The organism is Planctomyces sp. SH-PL14 (genome assembly GCF_001610835.1).
GTDB lineage: Bacteria > Planctomycetota > Planctomycetia > Planctomycetales > Planctomycetaceae > Planctomyces_A.
In genome coordinates this window covers 4,139,529-4,164,780 of record NZ_CP011270.1, presented here as the reverse complement: position 1 = coordinate 4,164,780, position 25,252 = coordinate 4,139,529, and the positions used below count along the sequence as shown (strand labels likewise).

The following is a 25,252-nucleotide window of genomic DNA, read 5'->3' as shown; positions in this document are numbered from 1 at the left end:
CCGGGACTTCCGGGAACAAGGCCGGCTCCATGCGGCCAGCCTCGTTTGCCCGTCCCGGCACCTTAGAACTCGCCGAGGGCCCGTCCGTCGAACATCGTGCTCAGATCGCGCCAGGTCTGGAGGTTCACGGCATCGGAAACGAATCGAACCGAGCCGTCGCCGAGGACAACATTGACCCCGCCGACGTGCCGGCTGCGGGCGGAGAACATCGTGGGGTTGTTCGTATCCGTGCCCGCACAGGGGAGCTGAATGGCCGAGTTGGCGGCGACGCAGAAGCCCGCGTTGAGCCGGTCAGGGACGGACGTATTGGGAGGATTGTGGGCCGTGAAGCCGACGTGAGGGACATACCAGATCAGGCCGCGAAGGTCTGTTCCGTTCTGTCCCTGGCGGATCTCCCCGAGCAGCAGGACATTGGAAACGCCGTCCCCCATGTCGGAAAACTTGTAGGATCGGACCGCCGCCGCCGTGGTGGCGTCAAACGGCGACTGCCCGAAAGCGACGCCATTGAACGGGTTCGTCCGGTTGTAGGTCGTGTTCCCGAGGTTGACGGCGTAGTTGTAGTTCGGCGTGTTGTTCCAAGGCTGCGTGGCCGTATCGCTGGGACATCGCATCCCGGGAATCGGCGACTGGATCACCTTGTTGTTGTTTCCGACGGCGTACTGATACCGCTCGTCCCACATGTTGTAACTGGCGGTCTGGTCGATATAGGGAAGGATCGCCCGCAGCCAGACATAACCGCTCTGGCTCGCGTCGACAGTCCCTGAGGCGGGCAGCGCAACCAAGCCGCCCCCGGCGCCGATAGGGAGCGATCCCATCGTCTCGTGGTAGTTGTGCATCGCGATGCCCAACTGCTTCATGTTGTTGGTGCACTGGCTCCGCCGCGCCGCCTCTCGCGCCTGCTGAACGGCGGGGAGGAGGATCGCCACGAGGACCGCGATGATGGCGATCACGACAAGAAGCTCAATCAGCGTAAACCCGTGCCGTCGGAGAGTGGCCATGACAGACGCCTTGCAGTGACGAAAGAAGAAGTGAGATGACGAGATGATCCGGCGAGCGCTCCGGACTACTTGGGCTGCATCAATGTCAGCGGAAAGTCGTGTTGATTCGATCCGCTCTTGATCTCGACGACGAGTTCCGAGTTCTTGTTGTACTTCGCGGGAATGCGATCCGCTTTGGGGGTTTCCTTCGCCGCCGCGTTCATCGCGTCCTGGGGATCGGCGGCCGGCGTCGAAGCGGCCCCCTCAACGGCCGAGATCGAGACGATGTACTTGCCGGGGGGGAGTCCTTCGGCGGCGGAAATCGCATAGCGTCCCGCCTGAATGAGACTGCCCGCCGCGGTCTTTTCCTTCACGTCGCTCATCGGCTCGAAGCGGATCGTCCCCTGATCCAGCGGTGCGCCGTCGAGCGTCACGCTCCCTGAAATGGACTGGCGGTCAATCTTCTTGCCGGAGCTGCCGCCGCATCCCGGGGCCGTCAATGCGACGGTAAAGCACAACATCCAAAGGGAGCGCAGCCGCCAACGAGCCACGAGAGCTGTCTCGCACTTGAACGACATGGACGTGAGATTGGGAAAGAGAAGAAGTCCGTGAACCGGACGGAACCCGACGAACTGGGGCGGGCATCCTACGGGGCGATTCCAGCGTGTCAACGCGTTCGAGAAGAACCAATTCACTGGAAGTTCAGCCCACGTCAGGATCAGGCAACGAAGGCGTTCTCAGGATTGAAAATGCCGCTGCCGTGGACGTCCCAACGGGCCATTTTTCGGTGACGAATGTGAAAGGTGGCAATCTTTTCTCATGCGCCGGCATCGACGGACCGGTGTGGCGTGACGCCTCTCATGTGATCGGGGAGCGGCACTCCTCGAGCGTCGCCCGCACGTTCTCGATCCGGCCCTCGAACATGTCGGAATCTGTGGTCGAAGACGTGTGGGCCGAGAACCGGAGGGAGGAGAAACACCTACGGTCCCCTCGCACCCGGCGCGGACGCATGATCGACCGCACCGGAGGTTGGGGGGAAAGTCGCCCACTCGTCCCGGCGAACTGGGGCGACAGCACCGATCACGCCGTGTTGCCGGGCACGAATCGCCTCGTGCCCTCGAGCGGGCCGCGTGGAGGGAAAAACATCCGTCCCGCCTTCCGTTTCCAGGGAGAAGCGGTCATTTGCCGTGGGCCGCTCTCCTTGTTTTCTGCGGTTGGCCCAAGGGAGCCTTTAACCTGAATGAAGTTGGTCCGGAGCACTCCCGGACGGTGTTTCAATTCTGGATGAACCCGGGGCCGGCGGTGTCGTCGAAGGTAGGGAAATTCATTCATACTGTTGGGAGTCAAGGAGTTCGGCGGAGGACTTGAGGGTCCGGGCGTGTCCCGGGCGCCTTGAGGCGTCACAATTCCTGATGAACGTTGGAGACCTTCATGCGGTTGCTGATTGTCGAGGATGAACCCGATCTGCTCCGAGCCATCTGGTCGTACCTGACCGATGATGGCTACGCCGTCGACATGGCGACGGAGGGGCAGGAGGGGCTGACCAAGGCCCTGGCCTGGGACTATGACGCCATCGTCCTCGACGTGATGCTCCCCCGTCTCGACGGCTGGAGCGTGCTGGCCCAGCTGCGGCAGAAGAAGAAGACCCCCGTCCTGATGCTCACCGCCCGCGACGCGCTCCAGGATCGCGTCCGGGGGCTCGACGCCGGGGCGGACGACTACGTCCTCAAGCCGTTCGAGATGGATGAGCTCTCGGCCCGGCTGCGGGCGCTCATCCGGCGGGCGGCCAACACCCCCAAGCCGACGGTCGAGATCGGCGATGTGCGGATCGACCTGGCGGCCAAGCAGGTTCTCAAGGGGGGGGAGTCCGCGAACCTGACGGCGACGGAATATTCGCTCGTCGAGTTCCTTGTCCTGCACCGCGGGCAGCTCGTCACCCGTCCGATGCTGTACAATCATCTGTTTGACGAGTACGAAGACAGCATGTCGAACCTGCTCGACGTGCATGTCTCCAACGTGCGACGGAAGCTCGGCAAGGATTTCATCACCACCCGCCGCGGTCTCGGCTACCTGATCGAAGACGAGCCGGCCTCGCAGAAGGCGGAAGGCTGATCGTTCGGAGCCGGGCTCGGCCGTTGCATCCCGTCTTTCGACCTCGTCTTCGCGTCCGGTCCCCATCTCATGTCTGTCCCGTCACCCTCCGCGGTTCGACCCGCCTGGAGTCTGGCGCCGCGCTCCCTGCGGTGGCGGCTGCAGATCTGGCACGCCCTCGTGCTGGTGGCGATCCTTGTTCTCTTCGGGACCTACGTCTATCACCTGCAGTGGCAGACGCGCCTTCAGGAGACCGACGCGGAGCTCAACCGCACGGCGGACATCATCTCGATCCGGCTCCGCCGGCTGTTCATTCCTCCCCCGCCACCCGGGCCCGGCGGTCCCGGCGGGCCGCAGCCGCCGCAGCGGAACGGCTCCTCCAGCAACGGCGAATCCGCGCGTCGCGAGCCGACGCAGCCTCCTCCGCCCCCTCTGGCCCAGACCGTCGACCAGCCGCCCCGGACCGAGGGGGAGCGCCGCGGGCGCGACCGCTCCGGCGAAGGGGGCAACCGGCGGGATGGCGAGCGGCGCGAGGGTGGGGGACGGGAGAGCGCGGCGCGGGACGGTAACGGTCGCGACAATGCCGGGCGGGACAACGAGCGCCGCGGCATGCCCCCGTGGCCGTGGCCTTGGCAGCTCGGGACCGTCGGGATTTCCGAGGACGTGCTGAACTCCAACGAGTCCCGCTCTCCCATGTACTTCCTCATCTGGGACCGGGACGGGCGGCTCCTGGAGAAGTCCGCTTCCGCACCGGACGTCCCCTTTCCGAATCTCCGCAACCCGGACGACGGGTTCCTGATCCGCACGGTCCGGATGCGCGGGCTGCTCCGCGAAGTGATCCTCGTCCGGAACTTCGACATCAATGTCCTCGTCGGCCGGTCGATCGAGACCGATATCGTCGCGCATCGGCGGCACGGGCTGGTCCTGATCGGCGCCGCCGGTGCGGTGCTGGTGGTGGGGCTGCTTGGCGGATGGGGCTTTGCCTCCCGCGTGCTGCGGCCGATCCAGGAGATGTCGGAGACCGCCGCCTCGATCTCCGGCAGCAACCTTTCGCGGCGGATCAGCACGGAGGAGGCCGATTCGGAGCTGGGTCAGCTGGCGGCGGTCCTTAACGACACGTTCGACCGGCTGCAGGCGGCGTTCACCCGGCAGACGCAGTTCACGGCCGACGCCTCCCATGAGCTTCGGACGCCGGTCTCGGTGATCCTGGCTCAGACGCAGTCGAGTCTCCTGAAGCCGCGGAGCCCTGAGGAGTACCGGGAGGCGCTGCAGGCGTGCCGCCGGTCGGCGCTGCGGATGAAGGGGCTTATTGACGGGCTGCTGGCGCTGGCCCGGCTCGACGCCGCAGATCCCCCCCCGCCGCGGCCGGTGCCGCTCGACGATCTGGTCCGCGACGTCGCGTCGCTGCTCGCTCCCAAGGCGGAGGAGCGGCGGATCCGGATCGAGCTGGCCCTTGAGCCGGGGACGGTCCGCGGGGACCGGGAGCGGCTCGATCAGCTCGTGACGAACCTGTTGTCGAACGCGATCCGTTACAACCGGGAAGACGGTCTGGTGTCCGTGTCGCTCCGGACCAGTCCGGACGAGGTCGTGCTCGCGGTGAAGGATACGGGGGAAGGGATTCCGGCCGAGTCGATCCCGAAGCTGTTCGACCGGTTCTATCGTGTCGATCCCGCCCGGTCGCGGCAGGATGGCGGGAGCGGTCTGGGGCTGTCGATCGTCAAGGGGGTCGTGGATGCCCATGCCGGGGCGATCCGGATCGAGAGCGAGGTGGGTCGGGGAACGACCGTGGAGCTGACGCTGCCTCGGGGTGATGTGGGGCGCGAGGTGGGCCGCACCGAGGTTGTTGAGGGAGAGCGGGTGGTGCAGGAGAGCGTCGCGAAGTCGGCTGCGGCTCGGTGAACCGTGTCCTTGCCAAACGGACTCCCATAGCTCAAACCCAACGTGCCACGGCAGCCTGGGGTCAAGGGGGTCACCCCTTGCCGCCGGAGGCGCTTCCATGAGGAACCGTGGTCAGCAACGGGCGACCGCTTTGTGGTATCGGCGTTGAGGACTCACCTCTCGTGTCGTAATCCCCGTGGGTTGGTGAGGGGGCATACGGCACGTTGTCCGCGCCTGGACACGCGCTCCTTCAGACATCTCTCGACGGCCAGGCCTCCGGCGGGCAAAGGGGCGTTGCCCCTCTGCACTCCCCACCAGGGTGCCCCTGGACCCGGATCTTTTCGGGTCTCTCCGTCATTCCGATGAGCATTGGAACCGCAAGAAATCTTCTTTGTCGCGGGAGTAGAACGTGTTAAGTTCGGCGCACTCTCATCGGAAATGGGCTCCCAATGAAGTCTTTCGTTCCCCTCGCGGAAGTGCTCCTGGTTCTGATCCTGTTCTTCGGGATCGTCACCTTCGACGCGGCACTTCAAATGACCGACTCGATCCTCTGCCGGGGAACCGGATGGCAACGGGCCGTCGCCAAGATCTGCTTCGACGAGAAGCCGCTGAGCCTGGCGGGCTATAAAGGACAGAAGGTCCTGTTGACCCACATCGACGTCATCTCCGCCGAAGCCCTCGCATTCGGCGAGCGGTAACACCGCTGCCCGCGATCACGCCCCGGCGGGACCGGCTCCGAACCGCTCCAGCGAGGCCCCCTCCATACGCATCCGCCGCCAGTCCGGCGACATCCGCGCCCCGACGCTTTCATAGAACGCGATCGCGGGAGCATTCCAGTCCAGCACCGACCACTCGTACCGGGCGCACCCCCGCTCGACCGCCACCTGAGCCACCGCCTGGAGCAACCGACGACCGAGCCCGAGCTTTCGAAACGCCGGCCGAACAAACAGGTCTTCGAGATACAGACACGGACTTCCGGCGAACGTCGAATAGGTCGGAAAGAAGAGAGCGAAGCCGGCCGCCTCTCCGTTCACCTCGCCGATCAGCGCCTCTGCCCAGGGCCGCGGACCAAAGAGATCGCGGCGCAGGTTCTCTTCCGTGACGACGACTTCGTGAGACAGCTTCTCGTACTCCGCCAGGTCGCGGATCAGCGCCAGGATCGTCGGCGCGTCGGCTTCGGTCGCCGGTCGAACGGTCAGCAGGGGAGCGGTCATGGGTGTCGGTTTGATGAGGATTTGGGAGTGGAGCGATCGCAGATGAAGGAGAGGTTGTTGTCAATCGCTGCGGTTGGCATCCCACAGGGCAGGTTGAACGTGGGCAACCCAATATCGTGAACTGAACCGGGTCCAGGGGCACCCTGGTGGGGGATGCAAGGGGGCAACGCCCTCTTGCCCGCCGGAGGCCTGGCCGTCGTGAAGTGTCTGAAGGAGCACGTGTCCAGACGCGGGCGACGTATCGGATGCCCCCTCACCAACCCGCGGGGATTGCAAAGCAAGCCGTGTAGTCTGAGGGAGTCCTCATAGCTGGTACCACAAAGGGGATGTCCGTCGCTTACCACGGTTCCTCATGGAAATGCCTCCGGCGGCAAGGGGGCCAAGAAACAACACAGCCCCCCTTGACCCCAGGCTGCCGTGGCACGTTGGGTTCGAGCTATGGGAGCCGTGCCGGCAAGGACGCGGTTTGAGTTGATCATGCGAGGACTTCTGCCAGCACTCTCCCCTGGGCCACTAGAGGATACGGACGGCCGAACCGGTCCGGAACCGTCGTGTGCGGGTCGAGACCCAGCAGGTGATACAGCGTGCAGAGAATGTCCTTCGGGCTCACCGGGTTCTCATGAACGAACGCCCCCTGCTCGTCCGAGGCCCCGATCACCCGCCCCTTCGCGATCCCCGCCCCCGCCAGGACGTTGCTGTACACGTTCGACCAGTGCTCGCGGCCGACACCCGGCGCGTTCGCCGTGAGTTTCGGCGTCCGCCCATGCTCCGTCAGACACAGGACGAGCGTGTCATCCAGCATCCCCCGCTCCTCCAGGTCGACCAGCACGGAACTGAGGGCACTGTCGAGCCCCGGCAACAGTTCCGTCCGCAGCCGGTCGTAGTGGTGGAAGTGCGTGTCCCAGGATGAGTTCACCGTGGCGAACTCGTCCCACGTGACCGTCACGACCTTCGCTCCCGCTTCCAGCAGCCGCCGCGCGGCGAGCGTCGACTGGCCGAACAACGTCATCCCGTACCGCTGCCGCAACTCCATCGGCTCGCGGCTGATGTCGAGCGCCTCCCGCATCGGCGTCGACGTCAGGAGCGAATACGCCATCTGCTGATAACGGCTCAGACTCCGCCCCGAGGGAGCTTCGTCGAGCTGCCGCAGCTCGGACTCGAACTGCGTCAGCAGGCTCCGCCGACGGTCGAGCCGGTCGAGCGTCACCTCCGGCGGCAGGACCGCGGCGGACGAGACGGTCAGCCGCGAGTCGGGCGTGATCCCGGCATACGGGTCGGCGACATCCCGACCATCTCCCCCCAGCCAGCGGTGGATCGTCCGCGTCGCCGTCCCTTCGAAGTCGGTCCAGATCGGGTTGTGGTTCTGCCCCAGGAACCCGCCGTACGGCCCCGCGCGGCGCCCGCCGGGGAGCCGGTTCGTCAGCGGAAAGGGAAGGCCGACGCTGTAGGGGACGGGCGGAAGAGCCGCGGACGGATTCCGCCGGTGGTTGAGATAGCTCAGGACGCTCTGGAACGAGGGCCAGTGCCGGCTGTCGAACGCGTTCGTCTCCATCGGGATGTCGACATGGTCGATCCCGCTCATCGTATAGCCGGCGGAATGGATGTTGTAGGGGTGCGTCATCGACCGGATCACGGTGACCCGGTCCAGGAGCTCCGCCATCTTCGGAAGGTGTTCGCAGATCCGGACTCCCGGAAGGGCGGTCGCGATCGGCGCGAAGTCCCCCCGGATCTCGGCCGGCGCGTCGGGCTTGGGGTCCCAGGTCTCGTGCTGGGCCGCCGCGCCGTAGAGATAGAGAAACAGGATCCGCTTGGCCCGCGGAACGAGGTCGCCCGCCGGGGCCGATTCCGCTGCCGCCGCCAGCCCTCCGGCAAAGGGGAGCATCATTCCCGCCCGCAACAGATCGCGACGGCCGAGCTGGTGTCGCGGCGAAAACGAACCGCCCAGCAGCGGAGAGCCGAGGACACGCAGCATCGGAGGACTCCAATCAGGGGGGGCGAGTCGGGGGCTGGACCGTACGAGGAGGCGGGCGGCGGCCCGGGAGGGAGGCTGAGCGGCGGGCGGGGAGGGAACGGAATCGGGGGCGCGATGGGGTTCCGATCCGGATCGGCCGGGAGACCCATCGGCGTTCTCCATTATGTGCAGCGTACGCGGCGGACCGGGCGTGAGCAATTCCAGAGAGTCGGAGGGGGCGACGGGGGGAGGACGCCGCTCTTGTCAGTGGTCGAACGACTTTCCTAGGCTTGTTGAGGGTCGCCTGACCGGGGTTCTCTCGACGCGGTCGACCGCGCGGGACGGTGGTCGTTGCGGGCGGACGACCGTCTCCGTGCCTGCCTGAAAGATTCGTATGTCGCGACACGCTCTTGGACGTCTGACCGTTTTGGCGCTGGTCCTCTCCGCCAGCAGCTGCGGCGAGCCGAAGCTGCCGAAGATTCAGAGACCATCGGCCGCCGCCGCGGAGTCGCGATTCAACGCCTTCGTGGAGACCGCCAAAAAGGATCCGCGGAAAGCGGTCAAGGAGTGGGACGCGATCGTCAAGGAGATCGAGGAGCAGGCCAAGCAGAACGGCGGGCCGTTCGTGCAGCTCCACTACCTCGCCATGGAAGCGACGCCGAAGGTCAAGAGATCCCGGAACGGCCGGGACCTCGAAGCCGCTCTCTCGATGGTCAAGGACAAGATCGAAGAGCTGAAGACGATGTCACAAGACTGATGCCGGCCGGACCCGCTTGGCATTCGCGGCGTGGGCATGAGTGCGAAGCGGTTGGCTTTGACGTCGCACGGTTTCTGTCGAAGCGGCAATGCTTCTCGGCAAGGCTCGGGAACGAGATCGCATTCCGAACGGGCCCACTCGGCTGCGGTGAATCGCCGCGTCGCAAATGCGTAAAGACAATGAGACGCGGGGAGAGGGTTGCCGCGAATCGATCGCTTTGAGGCGCTGCAGAACGCGGCGCATCGGGAATGAACGGGCTTGGCGTCGCCGGAACCGCTGTGGGTCTTCACCGGTTTTCGGTCAATGGACTTGAACGAAAATTGCCGCCCCTTGTAGCCTTCAAGGTTCCGTGTCGATTCACTTGCGGCGGCGTTCTGTCGCATGGGCTACGGTGCTTACTCGTCTTCTGCGTCTCGAAGGAGTTTGAAGTTGTCGATGAAGTCTTGGTCCCGCGCGCCGCGTGGATTTACGTTGATTGAGCTCCTGGTGGTGATTGCGATCATCGCCGTCCTCGTGGCCATCCTCCTGCCGGCCGTCCAGCAGGCCCGCGAGGCCGCCCGTGCAAGTCAGTGCAAGAACAATCTCAAGCAGATCGGATTGGCCCTCCACAACTACAGCGAGACGGTCGGTCGGTTTCCTCCCGGAGCGGTCTGGCAAGGGAACAACATGGTCGGTGGCGTCGCGCCGGAAAACGGCCGCGATGCGGGGTGGGGCGCGACCTGGGTCCTGCTGATCCTCCCGTACATGGAGCAGCAGGGACTTTACAACCGGTACGATTTCTCTCAGCTGGCGCGGCACGGGGCGACTGCCACCGGCACCGGCAACAACGCGGTCACGCGGAAGATCGTTCCCTCGCTGAACTGCCCCTCGCACCCGGAAGTCACGGCGTTCCTCAACCAGGACTACGACGGATTCGCCAAGGCCAACTACGCCGCCAACATGGGGGCAGGCCGGATGCTTGAGCGGGCCGCTTTCACCAACAACGCCAAGAAGGGCCCCCTGAGCGTCATCGGCCAGTGGGGCGCTACATTCGGGGACATGACGGACGGCGCGTCGAACATCGTCCTCGCCAGCGAGATCGTCAAGTCCGCCAACACGGCGGACGACCGCGGCGCCTGGGGCTGGTCCACCGGCCCGACGTTTTCGGGAGTGGTGTCCGGTTCGAACTGGATTCTCACTCCGAACACCAAGCAGTACACGGACTCCTCGCCGTACGCGTCGAATGACACGACCAATGTCGTCTTCAACTACCGCAACGATCCGGACCGGACCGGGAACGACGGCGGGGTTGGGTCGCGGAGTTTCCATGCTGGCGGAACGAACATCGTCATGGGTGACGGAGCGGTTCGTTTCATCGGCGACAGCGTCGATGGTCAGACCTGGCTGAAGATCCTGGCCATCTCTGACGGAGCATCCGTCGGCGAGTTCTAGGACTGTTGGCGGATGGCGGCGGCCTATGAGCGCCTCCTGGAACGCCTCGGTCCCCAGGGAAGCTGCCGACTCTTCCTGGCGGTTTCACCGCTTCCCGCTGTGCCTGGTCCCGATACCGCCCGCGGTCCTGGAGGTCGTCGACTTCCCGGACCGTTGGGGCGGAGGCGGCCTCTCTGTTTCAATTCTCTTTCTTCATCTGGTGCGGGGCCGGGACTGCCAGAAGTCCCCTCTGGTGCCTGCTCTGAATAGGATTTGCGATGTCACTTCTCTCCTTGCGATGGATCGCTCCTGGGCTCCTCCTGATCCTGCTCGCTGGGTGCGGCCGAGAGTCGTCCCCTCCTCCGAGCGTCAGCCAGGTGGCGACGACTGCTAAGGAGCGTCTCGACGGTTTCGTCGAAGCCGCACTGAAGAACCCCAAGCAGGCCGGCGACCAGCTGACCATCCTGCTCGAATCCCTGGACGCGTATGCCAAGGAGTACGGGGGAGGCTTCATCGAACTCCGCGACATGGCCAAGGCGATGGTCCCGGAGGTCAAGAACGCTAAGAACAAGCTGGAGCTGGAAGGGATGCTCGGCAAGCTCCAGAACAAGATGAACGAGATCGCCGCGAGCCCCGGCAAGTAGTCGCGTCGCGCCCGTCAGTTCCAGATGGGGCTTGGGCGAACGGTCTCCAGGCCATCACGCGAGTCGGTCGTCCCCTGCTCGGCCCGAGCAGGGGGCGTTGGCTCGCGCGACGACTCCGTTCATCGTGAAGTCCCTTACGGCATCCACTCCGGGAGGTCCTTGATCGCATCCCGCGCGGCTTGTGACGTCGGGATTCCCCAGTGCTGGAAGAACGGGCCGAGGTTCTTGCCCACCGCTTTTGAGAAGCGGACCATCCACTGGTCGTGCTTCTGCTCTTCCGTCTTCGGTCGCTCCGACGCCGGGATCGTCTGGTACTCGGCGAAGACCTTCTTGTAGGGCTCCCATCCGAAGCCTTTGGCGAGCTGCCCGTACATGATGAGGGCCAGGAACGGGTCGGACTTCCAGTCTTCGAACTTCCGGCCGCCCGCGATGTACTTGGCCTCGTTCGCCTTCTGCTTCTCGGCCGCCATCGCGTCGTGATACGGGGCGCCGGGAGTCAGGGTGTCGAGGAGATAGAGGGCGAACAGGTTGCAGGTGACTTCCCCGGTCCCTTCGAAGGTCCACATCGGGTCCTGGTGGTTGTGGCCCACCTCGTGGTAGAGGCCCCACTCACCGACCGTCGAGAGACGGCCGTAATCGACCATCCGCGGCGCGGCGTCGAGGTGCGTCATGATCGGGTAGCCGGAGTGCATGTAGCCGGCGGAGATCTGGACGTCCGCCACGTAGCGTTCGGGACGCGTCCGCTCATGCGGGATGGCGGCGAGATCAGCGACCCCGTCGAGGATTCTGTTCCACTGCGTCATGAGCTGGGTCGGGAGGTCGAGCTTGCGGATCGTCTCTGACGGGACGGTGATGATCACGCGGTCGGTCGCCAGCTCGGCCCAGGGGGCGGGGCGGTTGCGGATCGACTCCCGCCACTCCTGATCGGTGGTCTTGCCGAGGACGAAGTAGGGGGCCGGGGCCGCGCCGGTGATCTCGACCTTGAGCGGCGTCGCCTTAGAGCCGGAACTCTCCTTGGCCGGCTTGACATCGATGTAGATCAGGCCGCCGTAGGCGTTGCCGACCGTCAGCCGCGCTGCCGTCATCGGGAAGACCCGGTCGATCGACGGTGGGCGGGACCACTTGTCCTTCCCCCACAGGCTGTCCTTGTGGCACCCGATCCGGACCGAAAGCTGCGCGTCGGTCTTGCCGGTGACCCGTACCTCCACGGGCTCCCCGGGGGGCGCGTAGAAGCCGGTGCTGTGCCAGCCGGGGATCGAAGGGTCGATCTGGAGCTCGCCCGTCTCGCGCTTCTGGGATCTGGTGACCGCGCCGGGAAAGGCTGCGGCGGTCGCGGGGGCTTTGAGGCGGTCGATCGGGACGTTGTTGTAGTACGCGGTCTGGAGCGTCATGAGCGACCACGGGAGGATGTCCCGGGCCTGGATCGACTTCGATTCCCCGAGCTTGGGGATCGCGGCCGCGTGCTTCGTGACGATCGTCTCCACGCGGGGCATGAAGAGCGTGTCGTCCGCCGGGCAGGAGGAGGCGGCGAGCTCCAGGGCCCGCAGCGCGATCCGGTCATCTTCGGGGCGGGCGTCTTTCGTCCCCGTCGGCCGTTCCTTCTCGAGAGCCTTTTCGATTACGTCGAGGGCGACCGACGCGTTGAGATACGCGGAGACCTCCTGCGCCACCGGCAGCGGCGAGCCGCTGGCCGGGTTGTCGACCGTGTCGGCCGCCCAGGCGATTCCGGCCCGGCTGAAGAGGCGGTTCTGCGGGGCGTCGCGGAGCGGTTCGCCCGCCTTGGCGATGTAGCCGGTGTACACCCAGCCGGCGCTGACGGTCAGGAGGCCGCCGCCGTCTTCGACGAACTTCGTCAGGGCCTTGATCTCGGAGTCGCTCGCGCGGTCGAGGTTCACGAGCGCCACGTTGGTCTGTTTCGGCCCGCCGATGCGGTGGCCTTTGTATTCGGCGATCGCGAGCCCCGTCCCGCGGAGAGTCTCGGCCAGTTCGCGGTTCTCATGGACGGCGGCCCGGACTTCGGACTCCGGCTTTCCGCTGGCCCAGACGATGGCGTTCTTCAGGAGCTTGAGGCTGTCTCCCTGTCCGGCGAGTTCCTTGCCGAAGTAGCCGCCGTGACCGAAGGCGACGACCCGTCCCTGTCCGAGCCGCGCCCCGGCGATCAGGGGAGCGGGGGTCTTCTCGGAGACCGCCACCGCGATCGGAAACGCGGTCTCGCCGAAGAGGGCGAGTGCGCCCGGCACGCCGGGGAACACGATCTCTTTCACGCCGTCGATCACCGCCGCGCGGTCCGCGTCGCGCTGGGCGGCGACGTCGACGGTGGCCTTCTCACCCTTGCCCGCTTTGGCGGTCCGGGTCGGCTTGTCGGCCTTGGCTCCTTCGACCGCGGGGACCACGAATCCCATCCAGAGAATTGCCCAACCGACCACCGCGCGTTCCAACGTCTTCCGCATCACCCGATCCCCGTTCCGACGGACTTGCTTTATAGTGAACGCAATTTCCACTATATCGGACGTCGGTCGCGATGCAATTCCGCCGTGGCCGATTCGTTCCGGGGTTCGTCGAAGCGCGGCGGGCCAAGCCGTTGATGTGGTTCCGCGCCGATCTGGAAGCTTATGGGCGAGTACATTTACTGGATCGGGCTGGTGGCGGTGGCGAGTGCCGCGGCTTCGGGGGCGCTGGAGGCGGGGCGCAAGCCGGCCATCGATCTGTTCGGCGGGATCGTGGTGGGGTTGGCGGCGGCGGTGGGCGGGGGATCGCTGCGGGACCTGCTTCTGGACCGGCCGGTGTTCTGGCTGGCCGACCAGACTTACCTGCTGGTGGCGATTGGTTCGGCGACGGTGGCGGGGATCCTGGCGGAGACGTTGGCTCCGCCGCAGCGGTTGTTTCTGCTGGCCGATTCGGTGGGTCTGGCGCTGTTCACTGTCTCCGGGACACGGATTGCGCTCGATGTGGGGACGCCCTGGTTTGCGGCGTCGCTGATGGGGGTGATGACGGGGGCTTTTGGCGGGATCCTGCGGGACGTCCTGTGCAATGAGATCCCGATTGTTTTTCGGAGTGAGCTGTATGCGACGGCGGCCTGGGCGGGGGCGTTGTTGCTGGTGGTGATGCGGTCGTCGGATCTGGATCGGACGTTGCAGGCGGTGGTGGCGGGGCTTCTGGTGTTTCTGTTGCGGATGGGCGGGATCCGTTACGGATGGAAGTTGCCGCTGCTGCGGACGGGGGCGGGTGGATCGAGCGACTGATCCTCACCGGGTCCAGGGGCACCCTGGTGGGGAGTGCAGAGGGGCAACGCCCCTTTGCCCGCCGGAGGCCGTCTCGTCGGACACTGTCGGAAGGAGTGCGTGTCCAAGCGCGGACAACATGCCGGATGCCCCTCACCAACCCGCGGGGACTGCAGAGCGAGCGGTGATTCCTCAACCCCGGTACCACAAAGCGGACGTCCGTTGTATCCCACGGTTCCTCATGGAAGCGCCTCCGGCGGCAAGGGGTTGCCCCCTTGACCCCGGCTGCCGTCGCACGTTGGATTTGAGCTATGGGCGTCCGTTCGGCGAGGACGCGGGCCTATGCCGCGCGCTCAACCGTCGTCTTCACCGACGCCCGCAGCGTCTGAGCCACAACACAATACCGCTCAACCAACTCCGCCATCTTCGCAAACGTCTCCTCCGTCACCGCCGCATCCACCGGCAACACAACCCGGATCGCAATCTCGGTGAAACCGACCGGCACATCCCGGCTCACACCCAGCGTCCCCCGAAAGTCGAGTGGAGCCTCCACAAAGATCCGCCCCATCCCGAACTCGACCCCCAGCGCCGTCGCCACCACGCAGGCCGTCACCCCAGCACACCCGGCAATCGCCTCCAGAAGCATCTGGGCCGAGCAGGCAAACGTCCCGTCCCCTCCCGTCAGCTCGTGCAGCCCCGCATCAACCACCGGGCCATGTCCGGTCTTCAGCCGGCAGACAAGACGGGACTGGTCCAACTCCCCCTCGATCACGAACCGCTTGAGCGCGGTCTCGGGATGCTCACGGAACTGTGCCTTGATCGGACCCTGAAGGGTGCGGAGCTCTTGAGGCGTCATGATGTGGGCACAAGTCTCAAAGGGGAAGCGAACCAAATTCCACTCAGCCGCCGCGCGGGGCCGGAGCCGATCCGGACGCCGGCGATTCCGCCTTCCATCCCCGTTCAGCCTCCTCCGCGGCGGCCGCCCCTCCCAGAGGATACCGGTCGCGAAGGCCAACGAGGTCGAGGTGAATCTTCCGGGCCGGCACAATCGACGATTCGAAGTCCCGGATCAACTCCAGGACATCGGGATCGATGTAGTCGGTCTGCCGGGCATCGATCGTCACATCGCTCCCGGGAGCGATCCTGTCGAACGCATGCGACAGCGCCGCCCGGTTCAGGAACGTCATCTGATGCGCCAGCTCGATCCGCAAGGTCTCCCGCCCCTCGCGGCTCTCACGGATCGTCTTCAGCGGATGGAGCGTGCCGGCGTACAGGATGAACCCGGCGCTCACCAGGATGCCGATGACGACGCCGATCAGGAGATCGGTGAAGACGATCGCCGTGACCGTTACCAGGAACGGCACGAACTGACTGAACCCCGCCTGCCACTGCCGCCGGATCACCTGCGGGCTGGCGAGCTTGAAGCCGGTGTGGATCAGGATCGCCGCCAGGCAGGCGAGCGGGATCAGGTTGAGCCACGTCGGCACGAGCGCCACGCACAAAGCCAGCAGGATCCCGTGAACGATCGCCGAGAGCCGCGACTGGCTCCCGGCGTTGATGTTGACCGAGCTCCGGACGATGACCGACGTCACCGGCAGCCCCCCGATCAACCCGCAGACGAGGTTGCCGGCCCCCTGGGCAACCAGCTCGCGATTCGCCGGCGTGCTCCGCCGCCGCGGATCGAGCTTGTCGGCCGCCTCGACGTTGAGGAGCGTTTCCAGCGAGGCGACGAGGGCGATCGTCACCCCCGCGAGAGCGACCGCCGGATCGACGAGGCGGCTCCAGGCGGGGAACAGGAAGAACGTCCGGAACGTGTCGAGCGAGTCCGCAATCGGCACCTGCACGAGGTGCTGGGGGGCCGTGACCCACGCCTCGCCCAGGCCGCGGAGCGCCTGGCTGAGTCCGATCCCGAGCAGCACGACGAGGAGCTGCGGCGGCCAGCCGGACTTCTTGCACCAGGGGATCCTGTCCCACGCGAAGAGGAAGCCCAGCGAGACCAGACCGACGAGTCCCGCCTCGAGGTGGAAGTCGCCGAGGGCGGACCACAGGGCGCTGAAGGTCGTCTCATCGTCGGGCTGCAGAAACGCCAGGTCCCCTTCGAGATCGTCGTCGTGCCCCACGAGGTGCGGGATCTGCTTCAGGATCAGGATGATCCCGATCGCCGCCAGCAGGCCCTTGATGACGCTCCCGGGGACGAACGCCTGCATCGACCCGATCTGCAGCAGTCCGAGTCCGATCTGGAGCAGCCCCGCGATCACGACCGCCAGCAGGAACGCTTCGAACGATCCGAGCGCCGCGATCTGCGCCGCCACGACCGCCGTGAGGCCCGCCGCCGGCCCCGAGACGCTCGTGTGCGACCCGCTCAGCGAACCGATCACGATGCCGCCGACCACGCCGGACACCAGCCCCGAGAAGACCGACGCATCGGAGGCGAGGGCGATCCCCATGCAGAGCGGCAAGGCGACCAGGAAGACGACGATCCCGGCGGTCAGATCGCGGCCGATTCGCGCCGCGGCGGAGGACTCGATGGCGTTCATGGTGAGCAACTCCCTGAGTGGCCACCGGAACGTTCCGGAGGTCAACGACCGTCGGGGGGCGTCTCGACGAGATAGGACTTTCCGCTGGAGCCCCCCAGGACCAGCCGCGTGCCGTCGGGATGGAACGCGGCGGCGTGGATCGCCTCGCCCAGCCGCTGCCGCGCGGCGGGAGATCCGTCGAGATTCCAGAAGTACATCCGACCGCTGAAGCCGCAGGAGAGCAGCTTCGTTCCCGCCGGATTGAACAGGACGCGGTGGACGTAATCGGGGTGCCCCTCCAGCGTCTTCTGGACGGTCCCCGAGAGCAGGTCGATCAGCCGGAGCTTCTTGTCCGCCCCCGCGGCGGCGAGGGTCCGGCCGTTCGGATGGAGGGCGACGGAGTAGACCGTCTGGTCGCCGCAGGGGAGCGGCGAGAGCCCGCCGCCGCTCGCGGCGTTCCACAACCGGATCGACTTGTCTCCCGCTCCGGAGACGAGCAGCGTCGAATCCGCGCTGCGGGTCAGGCTGTAGACCGGGGCCTGATGGCCGTTGAGCTGATGGATCTGCCGCCCCGTCGCGAGCTCCCAGGTTCGGAGCGTCTGGTCGGCGCTGCAGGAGGCGATCGTGGTTCCATCGCCGGCGAACGTGAGGCCGTAGATCGCGCCGCCGTGTCCGCCGAAGGAGCGGATTTCCTTCGAGGACGTCGCGGCCCATTCCCGGACGCCGCCGTCGCGGTCGGTGATCCACAGCCGCTGACCGTCGGAGGTGAAGCGGAGGTCGGTCGCCGCCGCGGGGAGTGTGGTCTCCTGGAGCGTCGACCAGTCCTCGGTCGAGTAAACGCGGAGCTGCCGGACTTCACTCGCCAGAGCCAGCCGCTTGTTGTCGGGGCTGTAGGCGAGCGCGGTGACGCGGGCTCCTGCGGCCAGCTTCTGCTGGAGCTGACCGGAGCCGTACTGAAAGACGTGGAGCGTCCCCTCTTCGTCGCCGATCGCGAGCTGCTGGCTGTCCTGCCGGACCGCCGTGGCGGTCGGGACCGACTCCCCGATGGAGAACTCCCGACCGGGGTGGAGGTTCGTGTCCCAGGCGCGGGCCTGGCCGTCCCGTCCGAGCGTGACGACCTGTCCGCCGCCGTTGGTCTGGAGCAGGTCGACGACCGGCCCCGGATGCGCGGCGACGACGCGCCGGGCTGCCAGCGTCCAGATCCGGATCGCGGCGTCGGCCCCGCCGGAGATGATCGTCCGGTTGTCGGAGGCGAAGGCGACTCCCGTCGGTGGTCCGACGTGTCCCTCAAAGAACTCCAGCTCCCGACCCGACTCGAAGTCCCAGACGTGGACCCGTTCGTCGTCCCCCGTCGTGGCGACGCGAGTGTTCTCGTGATTGGGGCTGAGAGACCGAACCGCGGCCGGATGAACAAAGGTCTTCTGAAGCTGGGCGTCCCCCGCGCTCCAGATACGGACCGCTTTGTCGAGCCCCCCTGCCAGGACGCGGGCGTTGTCCCGGGTGAAGGTGACGCAGGTGACGGCGTCCGTCGGTCCCTCGTAGGACCGGAGCCGCTCGCCCGTGGAGGTCTTCCAGGCGTGAACCTTTCCGTCGGCCCCGCAGGAGAGGAGCTGCTCGCCCGAGTTGTTGAACGCGACCCCCAGGGCCGCCCCCGCGTGAGCCGGGATCAACCGCTCGATCGCCAGCTCCCGCTGGGAGAGCTGCGGGGCGATCGAGCCGACGACGACCGTCGGCTTCTGTGCGTCGCCGGCGAACACGAGGTCGGCCACCGGCGTCTCGACCCGGAACTGCTCCAGCAGGACCGGGGTCTCCGAGACCGCGTAGACCCGGACCTGTCCGAGGCTGTCTCCGACCGCCAGACGGCTGCCATCCCCTTTGAGCGTCAGACTCGTGAGCGGCGCCGCGGCTTCGATCGACCGCGTCGGCTTGAGATCGGGGAGGGACCAGAACTGGATCCGGCCTTCGGAGTCAGTCGTGAGGAGTTCCTGATCGCGGGTTCGGAACTGCGAGATGGGTGCCGACAGGACCAGCGGCGGGAGCGGTTTGCCGTCCGCCTGCCACTGCCGGACCTGCGGCTCGCCGCCAACCGCCGCCAGCATCCGGAACGAGCCCGGCAGGATGGCGACTTCCGTGACCGGTCCCTGGCCGACCGACATCGTGTGCAGGCTCGAGACGTTCTGGATCCGGACCAGCTTGTCGACTCCGCCGCTCGCCAGGGTCTTGCCGTCGTGCGAGATCGCGACCGATGTCACCGCTCCGGAGTGACCGGTGAACCGTTCGAGTTCCAGCAGCGTCGCCGGATCGACGACGCGGACGATGCGGTCATCGTTGCCCCCCGCTCCAGCCGCTCCCCCACCCAGGGCCAGCCGGCGACCGTCCGCCGAGAGCGCGAGGCTCGTCGTGACCGCGGTGTCGGCCATCGTCCGGAGGGGCTTTCCGTCTCCCGCCGTGGTCCAGACGTAGATTTTCCGGTCACCCGACGTGGCATAGACCAGTCCTTCGGGGGAGATCGCGAGGGCCCGGATCCGATCGCGGGGGCCGGTCAGCGACTTGCCGCTGTCCGGGTTGGCGAGCGTCTGAAGGTGGACCCGCTTGTCCGCTCCGCCCGAAACCAGCGTCAGACCGTCGGCGGCGTACGCGAGCGACGTGATCTCCCCTTCGTGGGCGCGATAGCTTGTCTTCTCTTCCGGCGCGGCGGGGGGCGTTCCATCCTTCGGGGGGGCCGGGACCGTCCAGACGCGGACGTGGCCGTCGGCGCTCCCGGTGGCGACGACCAGCTCCCTCGGATGAAACGCGATCGTCGGGATCGCTCCTCCCGGAGCCTTCCCTTCGCCCCGGTGCTGGCCATCGCTGAGGTTCCAGAAGCGGATCGTTCCCGCCTCGTTGCCAGCGACAACGAGGTTGCCGTCCGGGCTGACGGCGACCGAGAGGATCGGGCCGGGGAGTCCGTCGAGGTTGCGGACGTGGTTGCCGCTCGACGACTCCCACACCCGGATCGCGCCGTCGTTGGAGGTCGAGAGCGTGAACCGGCCATCGGCCGTGACCGCGACGGCCCGGATCGCTTCCGGGTGTCCCGCCTGCTGCCGCGGCGGATTGAGCGGCAGGAGCCACTGCTTGATCGTCCCCTCGGCGTCGGCCGTGCAGAGGATCTGGAGCGTCGGGTGGAAGCCGATCGCAGTCACCGGAGCGGGATGGGCTCCCAGGACCCCCTGGAGGTTGCCGTCGCTCGACTGAACGTGGACTGTCCCGGCGGCGTCGCCGCTCGCTACGAGGCCGCCGTCTCCGCGGTAGGCGAGGCTCAGGACTTCCGCCTGGTGTCCGCCGTACTGTCGGGCGGACTGACCGTTGGCGTTCCAGAAGTGGACCACCTTGTCGGCCGCGGCGGAGGCGAACTGCCGGCCATCGGGAGTGCTCGCCATGGCCCGGACCGGGGCCTGGTGGCCGTGCAGGAGTTGAATCGGTGTCGGCGGGACGCGCCAGACGCGGACCGTCCCGTCCCGTCCGGCGGTCGCGATCCGCTGGCTGTCCGGGTGGAAGGCCATGGCTTCGACCGGTCCGGCGTGCCCCCGTAGGAGGGGCTGCGGGTTGCCGTCGTTGAAGCCCCAGAGCTGGATGTTTCCTTCACTGTCGGCTGCCGCGGCGTGAGCGGAGTTGGACGAAGCGGCGACGGCCGTAATTCGTCCCGGAAGCGGCGGGAATTCCCGCTGAAGCTGTCCGGTCTGCAGGAGGAAGAGCCGCGCGACCTTGTCTTCGCCCCCGGCGAGGATGTGTTGTCCGTTCGGTGCCAGGACAAGGGCCGAGACCGCTGAGTAGTGGCCGGGGATGAGCCGCGGGGGGACGAGGGGGAGCTGGAAGATCCGGGCATCTCCGTCCTGGCCGGCGGAGATGATCTGCTGGTTGTTGGGGTGATAGTGCAGGCCGCGGACGGGGCCGGCGTGGGCACCGAGGAGGCCGACGGTCCGGTTCTCGACGGGGTTCCAGAGGGTGATGCGGCCCGCTTCGTCGCCGATCGCGAGTTCCTGGTTGTCGAAGCGGTAGGCGACGGCCGTCGGAGTTTTCTGGTCGGCCTTCCAGGCTCCACTGGCGGCGCCGAGCTTGGTCTCCCAGAGTCGAAGCTGACGGTCGTCACCGACGCTGGCCAGGACCTGGTTGTCGGGGCTGACGGCGAAGCGGGAGGCGGCGGCGGTGTGGCCGGCGAGAGATCGGAGGGGGACCGATTGTGGAAGGTCCCAGTGGCGGATCTGGTTGTCCTGGCCGCCGGTGATGAAGGAGCGGTCGTCGGGCGCGATCGCGAGGCTGAGGAGGTGTCCTTTGGGTCCTTCGAGGCGGCGGACTTCCTGGCCGGTGGTGGCGTCCCAGATGCGGATGGTCTCGTCGGCGCTGACGGTGACGACGAGTTTGCCGTCGCGAGTGAAGCCGGCGCCGTTGACGGCTCCGGTGTGTCCCTGGAGCGTTGTGAGAACTTTGGGCGGGGTCTGGGCCAGAGTGTCACAAGGGCTGAAGAAAGCCAGGGAGGCTCCCATTCCTACGCAGCCGAGCACGATCGAGCGCAGACTTCCCACAGGCGAGCCTCCTGAATTGGGGACGGCAAACACCGAGTGTCGGCTGGCTGGTCCCTAGCGTCAACGCTTTCCGTAGGTCCGGTCGCTCGAACGATGTCCTTGCCGGACGGACGCGATAGCTCAAACCCAACGTGCGACGGCAGCCTGGGGTCAAGGGGGCCACGCCCCCTTGCCGCCGGAGGCATTCCGGTGAGGAACCGTGGTAAACAACGGACGTCCGTTTTATGGAACCGGCGTTGAGGACTCCTCTACACCACACCGCTTGCTTCGCAATCGCCGCGGGTTGGTGAGGGGGCATACGACACGGTGTCCGCGCTTGGACAGGTTCTCCTTCAGACATCTCTCGACGGCCAGGCCTCCGGCGGGCAAGAGGGGCGTTGCCCCCCTTGCATCCCCCCACCAGGGTGCCCCTGGACCCGATTCAGCGGATTGTCACGAAGTCGTTGTGGTTCAGTAGCGCGTGGACGAGGCTCACGCGCGCCTGCCGCTCCGGCATTGGCCGCTTCTGCTCGCGAGACGTCGCCGTCAACTGAACCAGCGCAGCCCGCAGCAGCGTCCGCTCGTCGTCGCTCGGCTCAATGTTCAGCGTCACCAGAAACGCCTCCCGCACAAACTCGTCATCAGCCTCCGCGCACCCCTCCTTCGCAATCCGGTCCGCAATCCTCTCCGCCATCGCCAGCGCGACCTCGCTGTTCTCCAGCGCCAGCGCCTGCTGCGGAACAATGCTCTCCGCCCGCCGATAACAGTCCAGCACATTCGCATCGTCAAAGATCGACAGGAACGTCTGATGCTCATTGTGCGAATGCACGTAATACAGACTCCGCCGCCGCGACTCCTCCTTCACCGGGATCGACGGCCCACCCCGCGTCAGGTCCAACTCACCCGCCAGCGAAAGCAGACTGTCCCGAACCACCTGCGCCTCCATCCGGACCGGATTCCCCCGCCAGTAGTACCGGTTCTCCGCATCCGCCACGCGGTTCGCCGCCTCGGCCCCCACGCTCGACGACGAAAGCCGGTACGCCTGCGAAGTGACGATCAACCGATGGAGATGCTTCATGCTCCACCCCGACTCGACAAACTCGACCGCCAGCCAGTCGAGCAACTCGGGATGCGTCGGCGCAGCCCCCTTACGCCCAAAGTCGAAAACAGTCGCGACCAGCGGCCGGCCCATATGCCGGCTCCAGATGTGATTGACAGCGACCCGCGGCGTGAGCGGATGCCGCGAATCCGTCATCCACCGGGCCAGGGCGGCGCGGCGGCCGCTGCTCGTCGTCGGGAACGGCTTCGAGCGGGACTCTTCTGTCTCGACATTCGACTCGAGCGTCTTGTACGCCCCAGCCAGTTCGGCGTAGGCCACTCCGGGAGTCTCCAGGGCCTTGCGGGCGGCGTCCAGCGCCTCCTTCGCCTTGGCGAGTCCCTTCTCCGCTTCCTCCCGCTTGGCTTTTCCGGCCTCTTCCGTCGGGGCCTGGAGCAGAGCGAGCTCAGCCCGGCTGACCGCCTCATCGGCGCGGGCAATCGCGGCGCGGCGCTCGGCCTCGACGGCCGCCCGAATCGCTGGGGCGGCATCGGCTGACCCAGAGGTCGGGAAGCGCGCGGCATCGGCTGCGGCCCGGGCATCGATCGAGGCTCGTTCCGCCTCCGCAGCAACAAGAGCTTTTTCGATGATCGCCACGGTGAGCTGCGCCTGGTCGACCGGCAGCGGCCCGGTGGGCTTTCCCTTCGCGGAACCTTTTGCAGCAGGCTCGCGGAGCGGAACTCCCATCGGCAATGTCCGCAGCTCGAACGAGAGGAACTCGGCCCGCGCGTCGAAGGCGATGAGCTCAAGCGGCCCGTCCTGCCGCGGAATCGGCAGGTGGTAGGCAACCGACTCCTGGCCATCGACGGTCAGGTTGACGAGCGTATCCCGGACCCGGAGGACCAGCTCGTGCGGTTCATCGAGCGGGATCGGCCGCCCCTGCGCTCCCTCGGCCGGATAGACCGAGCCGCCTCCGGCTCGATAGGAGACCTGCGCCTTGGGACCGCCGGCGTAGGAACTGAGGTACGCGAGGACTTCCTGCTCCGGACCCGCGACATCGAAGGCGATTCCAACCGACTTCCACGTCTCCCCGCCGCGCGGGATGTAGCGGAGCCGCGCTTCAAAGTCCCGTGGCGGCGCGACCTTCCACCGCAGTGCCGCGCGGGTCGCGCCGGTCTGCGTCTGGACGAAGCGATCGCTTTCCTGCTTCCAGACGCCGCTTCGCGCTTCCCGCAGATCAGGCCGGTCCGCCGTGAAGCGGTCCTCGATCAACGTCTTCGGCTCGGCGCTGGGCGGTTCCTCCTTCGCCGGGACATTCGCCGCCGCGAGCTCGGACTCCTTCAGCCGCCGTCGCGCGGACTCGAGCTCAGTCCGCGCAGCCGCGATCGCCTTGTCGGCGGCAGCGCGGTGCGCCTCAACAACGAACGCGCGGAGGCCCGGCCGGGTGGCCACAGGCGGGAGCGAGATGGATTCGATCCGCAGCGTCTCCTGCGGGAGAAAACTCGGGACGCCCGGAACAATGACGCGGCCCTCGTCCGGCTTGCTCTCGTCCCCCCGGATGTGGAGGTACGTCTTCTGATCGAGATTGCAGTCGAAAGGACGCGGGATGCCGTCCTTCTCCGGCGTGGTCTGGCCCAGAACGAACTCGGTCCGGATCTGGTACGGCTCGAAGAACGCCCGGAGCTGGTAGTACTCCTGCTGCGAGAGCGGATCGTACTTGTGGTCGTGGCACTTCGCGCAGTTCGCCGTCAGGCCCAGCATCGCCTTCGCCGTGTGCTCGACGACGCCGTCCAGCCACGTCGTCCGGTTGAACTTGAAGTACTGCCGGGCCAGGAAGCCCCCCGCCCGCAGCCGGTCCAGGTCGTCCGGGTAAAGCTCGTCGGCCGCCAGCATCTCACGGAGCATCTGGTCGTACCCGACATCGGCGTTCAGCGACTCGATGATCCAGTCCCGCCAGTGCCAGATGTGCTTCTGGGAGTTCCGGACCTCTGCCCCCAGCCCCCACCAATCGCTGTACCGCCAGATATCCATCCAGTGCCGCCCCCATCGCTCGCCATACTGCGGACTGGCAAGCAGCCGATCGACAACGCGGTCGTACGCCTCGGCGGAGTCGTCCGCTTGGAACGCCACCATCTCGGCCCGCGACGGCGGGAGCCCGGTCAGGTCGAGCGTGACCCGCCGCAGCCACGCGAGCCGGTCGGCCGGTGTCTGCGGAGTGAGGCCGTGCCGCTCGTGTTCGGCCGCCAGGAAGGCATCGATCGGGTTCCGCTGCCAGGCTTCGTTCCGGACGACGGGGACCGGTGGACGGACCGGGGACTGAAAGGCCCAGTGCCGGCGCGGATCGGCTTCCGGCTGCTCATCGGCGGGGGCGGGAGCTTTCTGCTCGATCCAGCGGCGGAGGACCTCAATCTGTGCGGGAGTCAGCGGCTCTCCTTCCGGCGGCATCCGCTCGGAGTCATCGCGGGCGGAGACCCGCTGGAGCAGCACGCTCTCAGCGGCGTCCCCCGGCACGAGCGCCGCACCGCTGTCTCCTCCCTGGATCGCCAGGGCCGCGGTGTCGAGCCGCAGGCCCCCTTCCTGCTTCAGCGCGCCGTGGCAGGCGTAACACCGCTCGTGCAGGACCGGCTTGATCTGCTTCGCGTAGTCGACCTTGTCATCGGCCCGAACCGAACTTGATGCAAAGAGTGCGGCCAGCAGTGCCAGGCGGAGCAGCAAAGGAGACGGCAAGTCGAGGCCTCCCGAAAGGAGTTTCGTGGGGACGTTCAGCGGTCCTGGCGGCGGCGCGACGCGGTCCCGGCTTCCCGTAGTACACCGTCTGGTCTGTCACATGGCAATCACCGCGGCGAACGCACCACCCGGCTCAGGTCTGCACCCCGAAAGCCAGCGATCGGGAGGGCGAGGCTCCAGCCGAGTCGCGGCGGTGGGCGAAGCGACCGATTGCCTTCTCGGCATGACACGGAGATCTCGTTTGAGCATCCATGCGAGACAGATTGAACGCGGTCTCGAACCTGCGCGG

General features: G+C 66.8%; 16 protein-coding genes. 7 read left to right on the top strand and 9 right to left on the bottom strand.

Features of this window, described 5'->3' with window-relative positions:
• Positions 1 to 62 precede the first annotated feature (62 nt).
• Both VT03_RS16065 and VT03_RS16060 read right to left on the bottom strand, forming a co-directional pair.
• Entirely contained in the window at positions 63 to 998 is a 936-nt protein-coding gene (locus tag VT03_RS16065; RefSeq protein WP_075093913.1) for a DUF1559 domain-containing protein, read from the bottom strand.
• Positions 999 to 1,063: 65 nt separating this feature from the next.
• Complete coding sequence (locus VT03_RS16060) at positions 1,064 to 1,498, bottom strand: carboxypeptidase-like regulatory domain-containing protein (protein WP_075097147.1); 435 nt, start codon at positions 1,496 to 1,498, stop codon at positions 1,064 to 1,066.
• A 910-nt stretch (positions 1,499 to 2,408) separates the two neighbouring features.
• Between VT03_RS16060 and VT03_RS16055 the strand changes: the two genes are divergently transcribed.
• From VT03_RS16055 to VT03_RS16045, 3 genes are all read left to right on the top strand, one after another.
• Positions 2,409 to 3,089 carry a response regulator transcription factor gene (locus tag VT03_RS16055; protein WP_075093912.1) on the top strand — a complete coding sequence of 227 codons (681 nt, stop codon included), beginning with the start codon at positions 2,409 to 2,411 and terminating at the stop codon, positions 3,087 to 3,089.
• 69 nt (positions 3,090 to 3,158) lie between these two features.
• On the top strand, positions 3,159 to 4,967 hold the full coding sequence (locus VT03_RS16050) for a sensor histidine kinase (RefSeq protein WP_075093911.1): 1,809 nt from the start codon (positions 3,159 to 3,161) through the stop codon (positions 4,965 to 4,967).
• Between the two features lie 428 nt (positions 4,968 to 5,395).
• Positions 5,396 to 5,644 carry a hypothetical protein gene (locus VT03_RS16045; protein ID WP_075093910.1) on the top strand — a complete coding sequence of 83 codons (249 nt, stop codon included), beginning with the start codon at positions 5,396 to 5,398 and terminating at the stop codon, positions 5,642 to 5,644.
• 15 nt (positions 5,645 to 5,659) lie between these two features.
• On the opposite strand, the gene VT03_RS16040 is transcribed toward VT03_RS16045, so the two are convergent.
• Together VT03_RS16040 and VT03_RS16035 are read right to left on the bottom strand one after the other, a co-directional pair.
• Positions 5,660 to 6,160, bottom strand: coding sequence for a GNAT family N-acetyltransferase (locus VT03_RS16040; RefSeq protein WP_075093909.1), 501 nt, complete (start codon positions 6,158 to 6,160; stop codon positions 5,660 to 5,662).
• 475 nt (positions 6,161 to 6,635) lie between these two features.
• Positions 6,636 to 8,132 carry a DUF1501 domain-containing protein gene (locus tag VT03_RS16035; RefSeq protein ID WP_075093908.1) on the bottom strand — a complete coding sequence of 499 codons (1,497 nt, stop codon included), beginning with the start codon at positions 8,130 to 8,132 and terminating at the stop codon, positions 6,636 to 6,638.
• Between the two features lie 373 nt (positions 8,133 to 8,505).
• Here VT03_RS16035 and VT03_RS16030 point away from each other — a divergent pair, with 373 nt between their 5' ends.
• The 3 genes from VT03_RS16030 to VT03_RS16020 all read left to right on the top strand — a co-directional run bounded on the left by VT03_RS16030 (position 8,506) and on the right by VT03_RS16020 (position 10,922).
• Positions 8,506 to 8,868: a hypothetical protein gene (locus VT03_RS16030; RefSeq protein WP_075093907.1), complete on the top strand. Its 363-nt coding sequence runs from the start codon at positions 8,506 to 8,508 to the stop codon at positions 8,866 to 8,868.
• 435 nt (positions 8,869 to 9,303) lie between these two features.
• Positions 9,304 to 10,299, top strand: coding sequence for a DUF1559 domain-containing protein (locus tag VT03_RS16025; RefSeq protein ID WP_075093906.1), 996 nt, complete (start codon positions 9,304 to 9,306; stop codon positions 10,297 to 10,299).
• A gap of 257 nt (positions 10,300 to 10,556) precedes the next feature.
• Entirely contained in the window at positions 10,557 to 10,922 is a 366-nt protein-coding gene (locus VT03_RS16020; protein ID WP_075093905.1) for a hypothetical protein, read from the top strand.
• Between the two features lie 134 nt (positions 10,923 to 11,056).
• Here VT03_RS16020 and VT03_RS16015 read toward each other — a convergent pair whose 3' ends face one another.
• Entirely contained in the window at positions 11,057 to 13,372 is a 2,316-nt protein-coding gene (locus VT03_RS16015) for a M60 family metallopeptidase (RefSeq protein ID WP_075093904.1), read from the bottom strand.
• A 162-nt stretch (positions 13,373 to 13,534) separates the two neighbouring features.
• On the opposite strand from VT03_RS16015, the gene VT03_RS16010 reads away from it, so the two are divergent.
• Complete coding sequence (locus VT03_RS16010; protein WP_075093903.1) at positions 13,535 to 14,164, top strand: trimeric intracellular cation channel family protein; 630 nt, start codon at positions 13,535 to 13,537, stop codon at positions 14,162 to 14,164.
• A 319-nt stretch (positions 14,165 to 14,483) separates the two neighbouring features.
• On the opposite strand, the gene VT03_RS16005 is transcribed toward VT03_RS16010, so the two are convergent.
• From VT03_RS16005 to VT03_RS15990, 4 genes are all read right to left on the bottom strand, one after another.
• Positions 14,484 to 14,999: an OsmC family protein gene (locus VT03_RS16005; RefSeq protein WP_075093902.1), complete on the bottom strand. Its 516-nt coding sequence runs from the start codon at positions 14,997 to 14,999 to the stop codon at positions 14,484 to 14,486.
• A gap of 43 nt (positions 15,000 to 15,042) precedes the next feature.
• Positions 15,043 to 16,680, bottom strand: a complete 1,638-nt coding sequence (locus VT03_RS16000) for a SulP family inorganic anion transporter (RefSeq protein ID WP_075093901.1) — start codon at positions 16,678 to 16,680, stop codon at positions 15,043 to 15,045.
• A gap of 41 nt (positions 16,681 to 16,721) precedes the next feature.
• Positions 16,722 to 21,221, bottom strand: coding sequence for a WD40 repeat domain-containing protein (locus VT03_RS15995; protein ID WP_156514541.1), 4,500 nt, complete (start codon positions 21,219 to 21,221; stop codon positions 16,722 to 16,724).
• A 421-nt stretch (positions 21,222 to 21,642) separates the two neighbouring features.
• Positions 21,643 to 24,963, bottom strand: coding sequence for a PSD1 and planctomycete cytochrome C domain-containing protein (locus VT03_RS15990; protein ID WP_231870667.1), 3,321 nt, complete (start codon positions 24,961 to 24,963; stop codon positions 21,643 to 21,645).
• Positions 24,964 to 25,252 lie beyond the last annotated feature (289 nt).